Origin of the sequence: Nostoc sp., from assembly GCF_036919555.1 — a bacterium.
In the GTDB taxonomy this organism is placed as follows: Bacteria; Cyanobacteriota; Cyanobacteriia; order Cyanobacteriales; family Nostocaceae; genus Nostoc.
Genome location: NZ_JBALCS010000047.1, coordinates 54330 through 69760 on the forward strand (window position 1 = coordinate 54330; position 15431 = coordinate 69760).

The window sequence follows — 15431 nt, forward strand, 5'->3', positions numbered from 1 at the left end:
GAATTGGCAGAGTAAATTTTAAAATTAGCCATTAGTGTAATACTTTACCCTACAAACCTACATTTGCCTACTTCCCCCTACAAAAATTTAATCACTCAAACTCCCTACTAACGCCTACCTATAGAGCCTGTGTCTCAAGTGATTATGGTGTTACAGCAGAAAAGTTAAGGAGTTTGAGAAATGACAACAACTTTTAGACAACAGCTTATACTTGCTCTGATCGCTGCCACTGCCACCATAGCAACTGTCGGAGTGCCTGCCATAATGGGGCGTGACAACAAGCCTTCTCCAGAACCAAAGCCCTCTCCTACTCTCACTTCTACAACATGTGACAAAGTTATTGCCGCTAAAGTATGCGTTGATAATCTTACGGTGCAGGTTAATAGTGATGAACCTAAAGAAGTGAAAAATGGCGATCGCATACCTCTAAAAGCTAAAGATACTCTAAGATTATCAACCTCAGTTATTGCATACCATCTCAAGCTCTAGTCAATCGAGTAGAAGTCAAAGCGTATCTGTTTAAAAATGGAGTTGAGAGTTATGAAAATGGTCTTTTTACTTCTAGTAACTTCCCGATTAATGCTAGTTGTCATAATATTGGGAACTTCCAAAAAAGCTGGAAGCTTGAACCAGGACAGCACCGAGTCAACATACCTATTGTTAAATATATTGGCAGCAACAGAATTGTTGACAATACTTTCTACTTTATCTTGGATGTTGGGCAGTAATTTCAGTTGCCTGTACACACAAGTCATCACATTAACCAAAACAAAACCTCAGCCTGTCTTAACGGACATCCCTCTCCTTACTAAGGAGAGGGACAGGTTTTGCGTAGCATAACTAGGGTGAGGTTTTTGATTACTAAATCGATGCTCTAATATCGAATTCGCGGATCTACATAAGCATTTAAAATATCAATTAAAATGCTGGCACTCACAACGATCGCACCAAAAAATACTAGCACTCCCTGGACTGTGGGATAATCGCGATCGGCGATCGCTTGATACAGTCGATTGGCTAACCCAGGCCAAGAAAATGTCACCTCTGTCAAAATCGCGCCACCCAACAGAGACGCAAAGGTTAATCCCAAGACTGTAATTACTGGAATTAAAGCATTTTTTAAGGCATGGGAGACTAAAATCTTATTTTCACCAATACCTCTGGCTCTAGCCGCTTCTACATAATCTGCTTGCAAGGTTTGCTTTAAATTCACTCGCACAATTCGCTCAAAAATCCCACTGAGCAAAATTCCTAGCGTGAGACTCGGTAGGGCAAGATGGTGCAAAGATGTGAAAAACTGAGTGAAGTTTCCACCCAGTAAGCTATCAATTGTATACAATCCAGTCACAGTAGTGGGAGCCGGAAGATTGGGCGGAAAGCGGTTGGAATTAGGAAACCAACCCAGTTGGACTGAGAAAATCAACTGCAAAAGCATTCCCGCCCAAAACATGGGGAGTGCGTAGGTGATGATCCCAAACAAGCGCCCACCGACATCAAAATATGTTCCAGGACGGGAAGCCGAAAGAGTCCCAACCGTAATCCCAACGATGAGTGCAACCGCCATACTACATACTGCTAACTCCACCGTCGCCGGGAAATATTGCCCAATTATGTCCCAAACATTCTCTCCCCGACTCATTAAAGATGTTCCCAAGTCAAAGCGCAGTATGCTTCCCAAATAGTTTAGATACTGTAGCCACAGAGGAAGGTTTAAACCTAGTTGTTTTCGCAATTCTTCTTTAGCAGCTTCTGGCGCACGTCCACCGAGAATTGCATCTGCTGGATCTCCTGGTGTTGCTCTTAGTAAGAGAAATACAATAGTGATGATCGTTAATAGCTGAAGTGGCGCGAGAAGCAACCGAGAAACAATGTAATACTGTAAAGCTTTAGAACGAGACATATTTTTATTTAGTTAGGAGTTAGAAGTTGATAATTTGGAGTTAGGAGTTAGAAATTAAGATAGATAGGTAGCTTGAATAAATTATTTAATGGCTGTATACAGTGAAGTGCAATTCTCTGTTTTAATCAGAATCACATTCGTGATTTTGTGACTTTTGCAAGAAGTCTAATTGAAAATTCCTAACTCTTAACTCCTAACTCCTAACTCCTAACTCTCAACTTACTTTTTAATTGTCTGGTAAACCAAAATTTGGGTGGGGTTAAGTTGTACGCTACTAACACCTTTTTGGGCAAATACATAGTCTTTGTTTTGCCATAAGGGAACGTAAGGTACATCAGTAGTTACTTGCGTTTGAATTTCTGTAAAAATTTTCTGACGCGCTTCGGGATTTAGCTCTTTGCGTTGCTGATCAATCAGTTTATTTATAGCTTCGTTATAGTAAAACGAACCCTGAGTTTGACTGCCTCCATCTTCACATCCCTTAGCAACTGAACCTTTGTCACAAGATAAAAACGGCTGGACGTAATTATCCGGATCTAAAAAGTCTGGATACCAATCAAGTAAAGCTGCTGGATATAAACCTTTGGAAATGTCTTTAAAGAAGGTTGGCCCTTCGGCGGGGGTGACTTCAAATTGCAGGATTCCATCCATTTTGGCATCAACAAGAGATTTGAGTGTCTGTGCTGCCAAACTACGAGTAGGCGAACTAGAAGGATACCAAACTTGAACTTTTGCGGGATTTTCTTTGGAGAAACCAGCAGTAGTTAACAATTTTTTAGCTTGCTCAAAGTTAGCATTGCCATATTTATCTTTGAATAATGGCACAGAAACATTAAACGTTGTGGGAATCATGCTATAAAGCGGATCTGCTTGACCAAGTAACACTCGCTCGTTTAAAAGTGGACGGTCAATTATTGACGCGATCGCTTGTCTTACCTCTAATTTATCTAAAGGCTTTTGATTCCGGTTTAATACCAAATAACTTACTACACTACCCTGAGCAATAATCGCTTGCCAATCCCCTTTTTTAGCACCTTCTTCCAAGCTGCGAGTTTGATCTGGTTGCAGCGATAGATAAGCTACATCGACTGCGCCTGTACGGAAAGCATTAAACAAATTAACCGGACTTGTTTGAATTTGGACGTTAACACCCTTGTTAGCTGGTTTTTCTCCCCAATACTTATCAAACGCATCAAATCGCAGTGAATCAGTGCCATACTGCGCTAACTTGTAAGGGCCAGTTCCCACAAAAATATTCGGCTTAAATTTACCAACACCTACTTCGTAAGCTTTTGGCGAAACTGCACACACCCCAGGAAACGCCAGCAGTGAAGGAAACGCTGCAAAAGGCTTTTTCAGCTTAATGGTTAACTCATACTCGCCTGTAGTTTTTACCGAATCTACATCTGCTAGTAAGAATGAGGGTTTTCCTTTATTTTCAATAAATCGCTGGATGGTAAATGCCATTGCTTGGGCGTTGAAGGGAGTCCCATCGTGAAAAATCACTCCCTGACGTAAGGGAATGGTATAAGTTAAGCCATCTTGACTGACTTTGGGTAATGCTGTAGCTAGCTGGGGCTTAATTTCTGTGCTTCCTAATTCGTAGGTGTAGAGGCGATCGCTCATATTAAACACCAAACCTAAAGATGCTAACTCATAAGCATCAGCCGGATCAAGGGTTCTTGGCTTTGCTGTTGTACCTATAGTAATACGACCATCACCTGTAGGGCTATTTACAGAACCGGATGGTGGCGTAGAAGGCTGAGGACGAGGAGCGCAACTAACAACTAATAATAAACATAGACAGAACAAAGATAGGAATTGTGTAATCCGACCCCACCGTTTCACGGACAAGGAAAACCAGGTCATACAGTTAAATTTTATGTAATGATCGGTCAGCGATTATACTATATCTTCGCTAGTCTTATAGCATTTATTACAATTAATTACTAATTTACCCACTTTTGATACAGGATTTTGCTCCAACAAGTAGATATGATCTGACGGGGGGACAAAAAAGGCTAGGATACAAATAAAATAAGCTCCATAGCCCTAAGACCCCGTTGATAATACTTGCACTTATTGCGACTTAATTTCATTAAATCCGTGACTAAATCTTGACAAAACTAGACCGATCTTTTTCTAGCATAAATTGCTGCATTCTTTGTCTCGTAAGCTTTTTAGCTTATTTTGTCGCCCCGTCAGCTTGCACAATTGCCATTCCTGATGTTATGATTCTTCTGTTCGCGCTATTGAACCTTGAAAACCAAATAACACATGGCTTTCAGACGCGTGCGATCGCAATTAACTAAAATCCCTATTAGGGATTGAAACAGTCCTATTCTCCGCTCCTACTCTAGAAGAAAAAATCGTAATTAACTAAAATCCCTATTAGGGATTGAAACATCAGCTTCTTTGACTACGCTTGCTTTATTATTCTTCAATTGATGTTTTTTGGGTCGAGAAACTTGCTAACTCGGATGCTAAAGTCTCTTCTAATACATCTATAATTGCGTGCGGGTCAGTTGGGGATTTCATCATTTCAGCCTCCGGGTCAGACCGATTTTTGACATTAGGAATATCCTGGCGTAATTCCTCAACCAAACTGATGAGTTTAGCGATTTTCTGCTCAGAGAGCAGGTTGAGTTGAAGACTAAGCTGCGCCCGTTGCTCTGCTAACTTTTCTTGTCGCTCTTGTTTAATCAATACTCCTGTTGTCACCAACAATGAACCCGCAGTCAGTGAAAATTGTAACCAAGGAAATGGAAAAGGATCAAATCTTAGTATGGCTAAACGTCGTGGTAAAACATTGGGTGTTACCCAGAGGATAATCCCAAGCAGAATGCTATACAGGAATACAGGACGACCAAAAAAGACGGTTATTGTTTCTACAAGGCGCTGGTGTTGTGGGACATTTTTTTCGGAACGTCTGTGTAATGCGATGATAGTCTCAATATTTTTACTAATAGATTCTGGTAATGGGGCAGTGGGAAGAATGTTTTGACGATGTGTTTGACACGATACTTGCGGTAAATCGCTTGGATTTGATTTATTGTTGGTTTGCATTGGTAGTCTGACTTGATGAATGGGGTAGAACTTCCGATTTCAAATCCTTAATAGCGAAGCTTCCCTGATGGGAAACACTATTATGACTGTTGGGGATGGTGCTAATGATTTAGGGTAACTTAAGTAAATTATCTTTGCAAATTGTAAAATTAACTACTAAATCATCGCGTTGCCGTATACGTCCAGTTATACTCCCGATTTAGCAATTAGCGATCGCGTGGATTGCAATCAACTAAAATTCCTATTAGAGATTGAAACAAGGGATAAAATGCATACATAAATATAGATAGCGGATTGCAAATTAGTGAAATACAGTCTTTTGGTCTATAAGCCAGACAAAAAGCCTTTTTGACTCCTGAATTCTGCTGTAATTGGGGAATTTATGGCGATTTCGTTAAACTATAAAAACTGTCAGAACGAATCTTACTGTCATTTCGCCAAACTTCCACTTTTTCACGGCTGACTAAATAATAAAAACTACCATTATCTGCTCGATATCTGCCTTTACCAATATTCAAAGCTGCTATTTTTATCGGCTTACTTAGGTCTTGCTTTAACTGCCCAATATAAAATAACTGACCATTTTCTTCACAGACTTTTACACGAATACTTGCAGTCTCACCCTCAATAATGGTAATTCCATTGCATTTAATATCAGTGCTAACAGGTGCAAAATCTATTGCAATTGGCTGTGAAGGTGAAACTTGCTTTACTACTGGGGGTGGCGAGACTGGGCGGTTCGGGTTATCCACTTGTTGAACTTTAGAATCAGAAGTAACACTTGCGGTTAAGGATGTCAATACACGAAGGGGGTCAACTGCGATTAGACCATTTGCATGAACTTCAAAGTGTAGATGAGGTGCTGTACTATTGCCTGTAGATCCCATCTCGGCAATAATTTGACCTTGAATGACCTGTTGACCTTTGCTCACCAACAAACGGCGATTGTGACCATAAACAGTAAGGCTGCCGTCGAGATGTTTAATAGTTATGGCATTGCCTAATCCCCAATCATCCCAACCTGCTTTTACAACTATACCGGATGCAGCAGCAAGAATCGGAGTTCCAGCTGCCCCTGCAATATCAATTCCTTCATGTTGATATTTGCGGAAGCCTTGAGAAATAAACCCTTGAGTCGGCCAGATTAACTTAGAAGCAGGGATAGGAGTTTGCCCAATTGGGGAATCGCCTGCTAACTGTGTCAGGGCAGATGTAGTTGTACTTAATATGCTGGTTAAGGATATTAACCCAATTAGTGCATAAGTACGGTATCGATAAACGGTAACTTTTTTCATAAGTTGTAAGCCGATTAAAACAATAATTCAGATAGTTTCTGATTATTTGTTATTTCAAACTTACTCGGTATATATCAGGAAATTACAGCAGTTTTCATGTATTTGAACCACATCTGTCGTGGGGGCACGGCAATGCCATGCCCTTACTGCGTGGTCTATTTACCTGAAAATAGCTGTAAATTGATAAGTCTTTAACCGGACACGATATAATTTCTGCCCCGTATGCCAGCCACCGATGCATCGAACGGCGGCATACGTTTATTATAATTTTTCCCTTCTGGCTCAGATACTGGTGTAATTACTGATTATTTTTGCCAACTCTGGCACTGCTTCTTCTACGTGCTTTTTGGCGGAACCGCGAAGTTTTTCATAGGTTCCTCGGACGATTTGGCGCTTTGCGTTCTTAACTCTCGCATCGGTGACACCCAGTAGCGCATCTGCCGTATGAGTGCGATTCGCATTCAGGTGTTCAATTGGATCGCCTTTCTCTACGCCTTGATTCCAGATGGGATCAAGTGCTGTGAAGCACTGCGGCAGGATTTGCTCAACCACGTAGGGGATATACCCTGGCTTGACCCCCTTTAGGGCGGCGAAGGCAGTTTTCAAAGCGATGCCGCTCATACCTGACTTGGATGCAAGCTGTCCTTCTATCATGTTGCAACAGTCATTTATGACTATAGCCTTTTTGGTCGGGTTCAAAAGTCCGTCGCTAAGTCCCATTTGACTTTTCCTTATCTAAGTACTTAATTTCTATTCGACTGATTTTTTTAGTAAGCAGGAAATTACAGAAAATGGTATCAGACTTAGAGGATGTTATGAACATAAGGCGATCGCCCAAGCAATCTCAAAAAGACTACCTCGCCCGTGCGCTGCAAGCTCTGAGATTACTTCAGGACTTACCACGCAATTTGCGATCGCTCCTGGACAACTCGCTGATAAACTTCTTCGGTTTGCTTGGCTAATTTCGGCCAGCTAAAGCGCCGCTCTAAATCCTCATAAGCATTATCCACCAGCCATTGCCGATAACCTGGATTTTTCAACACTTCCAAAATTCCCCAAGCTAAAGAATCGGGATTGTTCACCCAAGTAACAACGCCTGTTTTGGTATGTTGCACCACTTCCGGAAAACCACCTGTATCAGAAACTACTACAGGAACACGAGAAGCAAAGCTTTCTAAAGCCACAATCCCAAAGGGTTCGTAAAGACTAGGAAAAACTGCACAGTCAGCGACAGTTTGGAATTTATCTAAGTATTCATCGGAGACAAAACCTGTAAAATAACAATGATGCCAAATTCCCAAATTCCAGGCTTGGCGCTTGAGATGGTCAGTATTGCCGCCACCAACGATTACAAATTTAACATTACTTCCCATTTGAGACAGGATCTTGGGTGCGGCATTGAGCAATATAGGTATACCCTTTTCGTAGGTCATCCGACCGAGGTAGTAAACGATTTTCTCATTGTCTGTGGCAAATTGGCGGCGAAAATCCAGAGGATGAAAATCTACGTGATGCCGTTTCTTTTCAGCTCGGATACCGTTATAAATGACATCGATTTTGTCCCAAGGACTGTGTAGTGATCGTTCTACTTCTTGGCGCATATAGTCGCTACAAACGATAATCCGCCAAGCGTTGTAAGCTAGCAAGATTTCTTTGCCATTTATATAGCCTTGGATGTCTGTGTGAATACCGTTATAGCGTCCGTATTCTGTGGCGTGAATTGTGGCAATTAGCGGTATTTTAAAATTATGCTTGAGAGCGATCGCGGCATCTCCGACTAACCAATCATGGGCATGAATTAAATCAAAAGACCCTTCCTCTAAAATCAACTTACCACCATGATCTCCCATACTCAGGTTGAGATTGACTACCCAGTGGAAAAAGTCGTTACTATGTCCGACTGGCACCCGATGCACCTTTATTCCTTCAACTACCTCATACATCGATGCCTGACCAAACTCCGCCGTAATCAGGTGAACTTCATGCCCTAGCTTTACCAGTTCCGGGTATAACTCCGCTACATGCCGTGCAATTCCCCCAACAATCCTTGGCGGAAACTCCCAACTCAGTACCAATATCTTCATCTACTAGACTCCCCGACACTTTGCAAATATCTAAAAAACTACATTTATCTAAAATTTTTAGATTTTTTAACAGTGATTTTGTTAAAGTTTATCAAAGGTTATCAACTGTTGGATAAGTTGCGGACTAATATAAGCTTCTTTTCCAGTGGCATTAATCGGTGAGATTTGAAGAAGAATTCAGAAGTCAGAATCAGGAGCAGAGCTTGGGATTGCTCCGCCGAGGCGTTAGAATCAAGAGCGTGGGGTTTAAAAGCCTTTCAGGAGTGAAAGAGAGCAATGGAAGCGGGATTTTTAGCTAGATATGCATTCATCTCATACCCCTAAGAATGGGTGTGAGATGAATGCGAGGGAGTGGAGAAACATAGTAATTAATGTATTTGGAGCGTAGCATAAACAGGGAAAAAGCTTTCTTCGTGCCATGACCCATATTCATTATATTTCTTAACTTTATTACCACGATCAATGGTATTATAAATAAGTACAGACAAAGCCGTTCGCGTAGCGTGGCGTAGGCATAAATGCTGGTCGTACACTGAATCTAGACAATCTAGAATATGGGGTTCCATTCAAGAATAGATATTTTTGTGTCGTCTCTGTGAATGGGTAAAATTCTAGCGGTACTGAGGTAGAACATACTTTTTGGTACTTGTTCAACTGTATGGTGGGGCATCGCGTGCAGTCTAAACAAAGCTCAGTTAATGTCCGACGGGATACCGGGAGTCACTGAGAAGCCTACACTTTACTGTACTCAGTCAGTGTTAGGAGTATGTCACTATACTTTACTACTTTCCAAACAACCTTTTAAGGGCTTGCTCACTCTGCTTTCATCTTCAACCAGCCAAATACCTGTTCAACTGTCAAATCTAAATCAATACCATTTAGAACAGTCAAACTATCTTCTCTATGACAAAATTCTGGTTGTTGATCTGGTTTAAATACAAGAACTGAGCGGTCATCAGGATCAATTAACCATCCCAACTGACAACCATATTTTAAGCAGTGCAAAATATTGCTTGTAACTCGATTGGAACTCTGATTTGGAGACAGAATCTCAATTGTCCAGTTCGGCGCAATTAGCACATCATCTACAGGTTCTCCGTTATGGTCAAACTCAATTTGTTGCCAACGAATAACCGCCACATCTGGAACAATTGAACGACCACCAAAAGTACAACGCAACTCTGGAAAAGCATAAGCGATTTGCCTTTTCTCTGTGACTTCATTAATCCCATTAATCAACTTAGCCTGAAGTCGGGAGTGACGGGTTTTCGGCATTGGTTTCTGGATAATCTCACCATCAATATAAATACTTGCAGGCTTTGTTTCTGGTAACTTGAGAAACTCCTCTAAGCTTAGGAATGCAGATTTTGCAACACTCATGACTTCTGCCACTCCGAAAGTACTAGATCCAGTTTATCAAGGTTTGGCACTGGCTGGATACAACAAGGCGATGCGTATTTGAGATTGGTGTCGTCTACTCACAGGGTTCGGACAATAAGTTGCGCTCATTTTTCCATTAATGGATGATAAGCAGTATCAGCAAATAAACTACCCTCGGATATGACACCTCCTACAAATTCTTCGAGCGAACCCCCAAAGCTGCAACGCAATACGCTGCAATTGCGCCATGCGGTCGTCATGGCAGTCGCTGCGATGTCTCCGGTGGGTGCCATCTTTTTTAATACCATTCCACAAGCGGGACTCGTCGGTGCAGCAATGCCGTTGTGCTACATCATTGGTTTTGGGGTGGCTCTGCTGGTTGCTCATCAAATCAGCATACTTGCAGCCAAGTTCCCCACGAGTGGCTCGTTATATACCTTTGTGACTCAAGGATTAGGAGTGCGCTGGGGCTTTCTCGCTGGCTGGTTGAGTTTAATTTCCTTTGGTGTAGCTATTCCCATTGTCCTTCTAATAATGAGTGCGAATTTTCAAGACCTCTTGCTGCACTGGTTTGGCGTACACCTAGACTGGACAGTATGGTATTGTTTGTTCACTTTGATCGTCGGGGCAGTGTGTTATCGCGGCATTCGCTTCTCGCTGCAATTGGATCTGACACTATTGATGTTTGAACTCGGGGTTTGTCTGTTGCTCGCGCTCATCGTGTTCATACAAGCTGGCAAAACCGGACAACTGACGCTCGTACCCTTCACGCTAACGGGATTACCACAGCAGAGCAACCTGGTTGCCGGTGTGATTTTGTCCATCCTCAGTTTCGTCGGGTTTGAATCCGCAACCACGTTGGGTGAAGAAGTTCAAAACCCCCGACAGTCAATTCCAAAAGCGACGGTGATCACCCTAGTTTTAGTTGGCGTGTTCTATGTGCTGATGTCATATGTGGCAACGGTGGGATATGGCATCCATAACATGGCAGCCTTTGCCCAAGATACTGCCCCCTTCGATACGATTGCGCGTCACGTTTGGGGCAATGGGTTCGCCTTATTGATTGATTTTGCCGGAATTATGGCTGGATATGCCTGTGCCGTTGCCTTTCTCAATGGTGCTGCTCGGATTGTCTATGCTATAAGTCGAGAAGAACTATTTCCCCGTTGGTTGGCGCACATTCATCCCACCTATCGCACACCGACAAATGCCATTATCGGGTTGTGTGGCAGTTCTGCGTTTGTGGGGCTGGGGTTGGGAATGCTGTGGACACCGATTCAGGCGTTTGCCTTTCTGGGTACAGTCTTAACGCTGGCTGCCCTAGCAATCTATGGATTGACTAGTTTGGCGTGTTTTCGATATTTCTCGACAAAACGCCGCGCTGGGTTGGAGCGAAACTCTACGAATCGCTTTGGTTGGTTGCGTCATACTCTGCTACCTTGGCTCTCGATAATCGTGATTAGTGGTGTTCTAGTTGGCACTCTTTATCCCCCTCCACCAGCACCGCTTCACTTAGCACCAGTTATCGTCTTGATTTGGATATTCCTGGGGATCGGAGTGTTAAGCTTCCTGCAAATTCACAAACCCGAAGCTATTCGTCAGGCAGGTAGACTATTTGTCATTGATGAAACTGAAACCCTCAGTTAGAACAATGTAGTACAGCCCCTTAATAGAAAGTAGGGACTTAGCCGCATGATCGACTTTTTGTCAATGCGTAAGTCCTATATCAATAGCTCCCTTGTTAATGAAAATAGCTAACCGAAAAATCAGGGATTGGGAAACCCCTAAAATGAGCTTTTCCATATGCCGTGAAAAGTTAGATCAAATACTAAGTAGTTATTTTTGCCGCTATGCACTAGCACAAGAGGTGGGCTTGAATACACATAGTCGAATTCCTGTAAATGCGTAAGTTCTGTGATAATTAAGCTGTGGAAAAAGCCACGTTTTTTCGAGGCTTGAGGACTTCCCGTGAAAAGTCAGGGTTGCGATCGCCATCCAACAATCAGAACTTTACAAACAGCTACAAACACTCAACGCTGAATTAGAACACTGCCTTCAACAGCAAACTCAAGAGTTTGTTTTTAATGTTAGCAGACGCATTGGCATTGTCAACAGACGCATTGGCATTGGAGGGTATTGCCAAATTTAATTCGCTACAAATTTAACGAAATGCTGTACCAAGTAGTAGTGTTGAAGATTACTCAAACCAGCTTTTGGTAAAGAATTGTAATCTAAAATCCCAAATCTAAAACCCAAAATTCGTATGTGTCCCTGACTACGGTAGTCTAGATGAAAGTGAATTCTCGCTTGCGATACGATATATTGTTTTATGACTTCAGTTGTTTCTAGTCCTCCACGCACTATTCGGATTGGTTCACGCAAAAGCCAACTTGCTCTGGTTCAAACCTACTGGGTACAAGAGCAGCTCCAGAAAAGCTTTCCTGATATCACTTTTGAAGTCCACACCATGTCTACCCAAGGCGACAAAATCCTGGATGTAGCATTAGCTAAGATTGGTGATAAAGGACTTTTTACTAAAGAACTTGAAGTCGGAATGCTCAATCAGGAGATTGATTTTGCCGTTCATTCCCTCAAGGATCTGCCGACTCACTTACCAGAAGGGTTAACACTGGCAGCAATTACTGAACGGGAAAACCCAGCAGATGCATTAGTGGTGCATGAAAAGCACAAAGATAAACAAATCGATACTTTACCAGAGGGTGCGGTAATCGGTACATCTTCGCTGCGGCGATTAGCACAGTTACGCCACCACTTCCCCCACTTTACATTTAAAGATGTGCGGGGAAACTTGATTACACGGTTGGCAAAACTGGATGCAGGCGAATACGATGCTTTGATTTTAGCAGCAGCAGGGTTGGAGAGATTGGAAATGAGCGATCGCATTCATCAACTTCTCCCCAAAGAAATCTCCCTCCACGCCGTTGGACAAGGAGCCTTGGGTATAGAATGTCGCGCTGATGATAGTGAATTGCTATCTGTACTCAAAGCGATCGAACATCCCCAAACACGCGATCGCTGTCTCGCCGAACGATCTTTTCTACGCTCTCTAGAGGGCGGATGTCAAGTACCTATTGGTGTAAATACAGAAATATCTGGTGAAAATTTGACTTTAACAGGGATAGTCGCCAGTGTAGATGGTCAAAAGTTCGTAAAAGATACCGTCACTGGAATTGCCAATAATGCCGAAGCATTAGGCATAGAACTAGCAGAACTGTTGCGGCAACAGGGAGCGCAAGAAATTTTGTCAGAAATTTTTGCGGTGATTCAGCGCGGTTCCTAAGCAATTGGGCAAGCCGATGTGATTAGATAATAATTGATCGCCGTTGCATCAAAGATGTGCCAGACGCGACAAATTGCGTTGGTCGGGATCATAGACTGAATTTGACAATCTCAGGGAAGCAAAAATTACCATGCGGATTCTATTTGTTGCAGCAGAGGCAGCACCCATTGCCAAAGTAGGAGGAATGGGTGATGTTGTCGGGGCATTACCCAAATTCTTGAGAGAAATGGGGCATGATGTGCGGATATTCTTGCCTTACTATGGCTTCCTGCCAGACAAAATGGAAATTCCCAAAGAACCCATCTGGCGGGGATCTGCGATGTTCCAGGAATTTGCTGTTTATGAAAGCGTTCTGCCTGGTACTGATGTTCCCTTATACTTATTTGGACATCCCGCTTTCTTACCCCGCCACATTTATTCTGGAGATGGTGAAGACTGGCGGTTCACCTTGTTTGCCAATGGTGCAGCCGAGTTTGCCTGGAATTACTGGAAACCGGAAATTATGCACTGTCACGATTGGCATACGGGGATGATCCCCGTGTGGATGCACCAAGATCCTGATATCACCACATTGTTTACCATTCATAATCTGGCTTATCAAGGACCGTGGCGTTGGTATTTGGAGAGAATTACTTGGTGTCCCTGGTATATGCAAGGACACAACGTAATGGCGGCGGCGGTGCAATTTGCTAATAAAGTAAATACAGTTTCGCCCACCTATGCCGAGCAAATCAAGACACCGACTTACGGTGAAACATTAGAAGGTTTGCTGTCCTTTATTAGTGGTAAATTATCTGGGATTATCAACGGTATTGATACTGAGGTTTATAATCCCGAAAATGACAAATACATTGCTCAAACTTTTACTGCTGATACTTTAGATAAACGCAAGGCAAACAAAATTGCTTTGCAAGAAGAACTAGGGTTAGAAGTCAACTCCAAAGCCTTTTTAATTGGGATTGTAACCCGATTAGTGGAACAAAAAGGTATTGATTTGATATTGCAAATCCTCGATCGCTTCCTATCTTATACAGATGCACAGTTTGTGTTGTTAGGGACAGGCGATCGCTACTATGAAACTCAGATGTGGCAATTAGCATCCCGCTTTCCCGGACGCATGGCAACTTACTTACTGTATAACGATGCCCTGTCTCGCCGGATCTACGCTGGTACTGATGCCTTCTTAATGCCTAGTCGTTTTGAACCTTGCGGTATTAGTCAAATGATGGCTTTGCGCTATGGTTCTGTACCCATTGTCCGCCGCACAGGTGGATTAGTTGACACCGTAACCCATCACGATCCCGAAAATGCGGCAGGTACAGGTTATTGCTTTGACCGCTATGAAGCGCTAGACCTTTTTACCTGTATGATCCGGGCTTGGGAAGGCTTCCGTTTCAAACCGCAATGGCAAGAACTACAAAAACGCGGCATGAGTCAAGATTTTAGTTGGTATCAATCTGCCAAGCAATACGTGAAGTTGTATCGGTCAATTTACGGTTTGCCAGAAGAAGAAGAGAAGACAGCAGAACCAGAGTTAGTTTTAAACGAAGCAGTTACCAGCAGCAAGCCCTGAGCCGCCTAAATAACTACTTTTTGTGACTCGTGAGAGCATTGTTCAGATTAGCCTGAAGATGCTACTCATGAGTTTTTTTGTTTCAGAAACTTGTCAATTTGACAATACCTCCACAATCCTCCGCGTGAGTATAGAAGTTGAGCAACAGATTTATAACTGCTGCAAAATATCAGCTTGTCCACTAATTATATTAAATGGTGTGCAAATGGCTTTTGCCTGTCCCTGAAATTTTAAAGTGGCGCCTCCTTGACTAATAATATTACCGTCTAACAAGTTAGATACCGGATTGAGAAAACCTGAGGCATTTTCTAAGCCGCTCACTCCAAAATTCTGAGTTCTTGAGACAGCTTGCCACCTAAATTCATTTCTATTAGTCTTATTCGGTGTTCTAGGAGCAAAGGTGAAGAGAATCGCATTTCCACCCTGCTCTGTAACGGTCAGAGTGTTAACATTATCGAACTGAAAACAGGCTTGCTCTGTATCGCCTGTACTCAGTAAAGTAATTGTGACATCGTAGCTTTTACCAGCTACCTCTGCTCTTGCCGACGCGGCAAAAATCATCAGTCCACCAAACAACAAGCTTAATGTAAAGCTGCTGCGTAATAAATAAGTGTGTAATTTTGAAGCATTCATCTTTTATCTCCTAAATTTTTGATTCAAATTACAACTTTTCCTTTAAGGGAGCTATCCAATACTTCTCGGTTAAATCTCTTTTGGGCATTATAGACAAGGATATTTCAAGGGTTTCAGCCTACTTTTTTCCTTAACCGAGCAGTATTGTGACCTATTCTACTTATTGAGGGTATGAGTAATTTGATTGTCAAAGTAGTTA

Annotated in this window: 12 protein-coding genes; 4 read left to right on the top strand and 8 right to left on the bottom strand. The window is 42.5% G+C overall.

Annotated elements, in window-relative coordinates; genetic code table 11:
- Positions 1–180: 180 nt before the first annotated feature.
- The gene (locus tag V7K36_RS13940; protein WP_335116567.1) at positions 181–489 is read left to right on the top strand and encodes a hypothetical protein; all 309 of its coding nucleotides are present in this window, start codon (positions 181–183) and stop codon (positions 487–489) included.
- Positions 490–874: 385 nt separating this feature from the next.
- On the opposite strand, the gene V7K36_RS13945 is transcribed toward V7K36_RS13940, so the two are convergent.
- The 7 genes from V7K36_RS13945 to V7K36_RS13975 form a co-directional block, all read right to left on the bottom strand.
- Positions 875–1900, bottom strand: coding sequence for an ABC transporter permease (locus V7K36_RS13945; RefSeq protein WP_334833955.1), 1026 nt, complete (start codon positions 1898–1900; stop codon positions 875–877).
- A gap of 219 nt (positions 1901–2119) precedes the next feature.
- The gene (locus V7K36_RS13950) at positions 2120–3769 is read right to left on the bottom strand and encodes an ABC transporter substrate-binding protein (protein ID WP_335116569.1); all 1650 of its coding nucleotides are present in this window, start codon (positions 3767–3769) and stop codon (positions 2120–2122) included.
- Positions 3770–4333: 564 nt separating this feature from the next.
- Positions 4334–4966, bottom strand: a complete 633-nt coding sequence (locus tag V7K36_RS13955; RefSeq protein WP_335116571.1) for a DUF1003 domain-containing protein — start codon at positions 4964–4966, stop codon at positions 4334–4336.
- A 380-nt stretch (positions 4967–5346) separates the two neighbouring features.
- Positions 5347–6261: a M23 family metallopeptidase gene (locus V7K36_RS13960; protein WP_335116573.1), complete on the bottom strand. Its 915-nt coding sequence runs from the start codon at positions 6259–6261 to the stop codon at positions 5347–5349.
- A 282-nt stretch (positions 6262–6543) separates the two neighbouring features.
- The gene (locus V7K36_RS13965) at positions 6544–6981 is read right to left on the bottom strand and encodes a DUF6918 family protein (RefSeq protein WP_335116575.1); all 438 of its coding nucleotides are present in this window, start codon (positions 6979–6981) and stop codon (positions 6544–6546) included.
- A 176-nt stretch (positions 6982–7157) separates the two neighbouring features.
- A complete protein-coding gene (locus V7K36_RS13970) occupies positions 7158–8345 on the bottom strand; it encodes a glycosyltransferase family 4 protein (protein ID WP_335116577.1) in 1188 nt (395 codons plus the stop codon).
- An 813-nt stretch (positions 8346–9158) separates the two neighbouring features.
- Positions 9159–9725 (bottom strand): Uma2 family endonuclease, encoded by a 567-nt coding sequence (locus V7K36_RS13975; protein ID WP_335116579.1) that lies wholly within the window; start codon positions 9723–9725, stop codon positions 9159–9161.
- 180 nt (positions 9726–9905) lie between these two features.
- Here V7K36_RS13975 and V7K36_RS13980 point away from each other — a divergent pair, with 180 nt between their 5' ends.
- From V7K36_RS13980 to glgA, 3 genes are all read left to right on the top strand, one after another.
- Positions 9906–11372 carry an APC family permease gene (locus tag V7K36_RS13980; RefSeq protein WP_335116581.1) on the top strand — a complete coding sequence of 489 codons (1467 nt, stop codon included), beginning with the start codon at positions 9906–9908 and terminating at the stop codon, positions 11370–11372.
- A 682-nt stretch (positions 11373–12054) separates the two neighbouring features.
- Positions 12055–13026 (top strand): hydroxymethylbilane synthase, encoded by a 972-nt coding sequence (gene hemC, locus V7K36_RS13985; protein WP_335116583.1) that lies wholly within the window; start codon positions 12055–12057, stop codon positions 13024–13026.
- A gap of 130 nt (positions 13027–13156) precedes the next feature.
- Positions 13157–14599 (top strand): glycogen synthase GlgA, encoded by a 1443-nt coding sequence (gene glgA / locus V7K36_RS13990; protein WP_335116585.1) that lies wholly within the window; start codon positions 13157–13159, stop codon positions 14597–14599.
- Positions 14600–14749: 150 nt separating this feature from the next.
- On the opposite strand, the gene V7K36_RS13995 is transcribed toward glgA, so the two are convergent.
- Positions 14750–15232 (bottom strand): hypothetical protein, encoded by a 483-nt coding sequence (locus tag V7K36_RS13995; RefSeq protein WP_335116587.1) that lies wholly within the window; start codon positions 15230–15232, stop codon positions 14750–14752.
- Between the last annotated feature and the right edge of the window lie 199 nt (positions 15233–15431).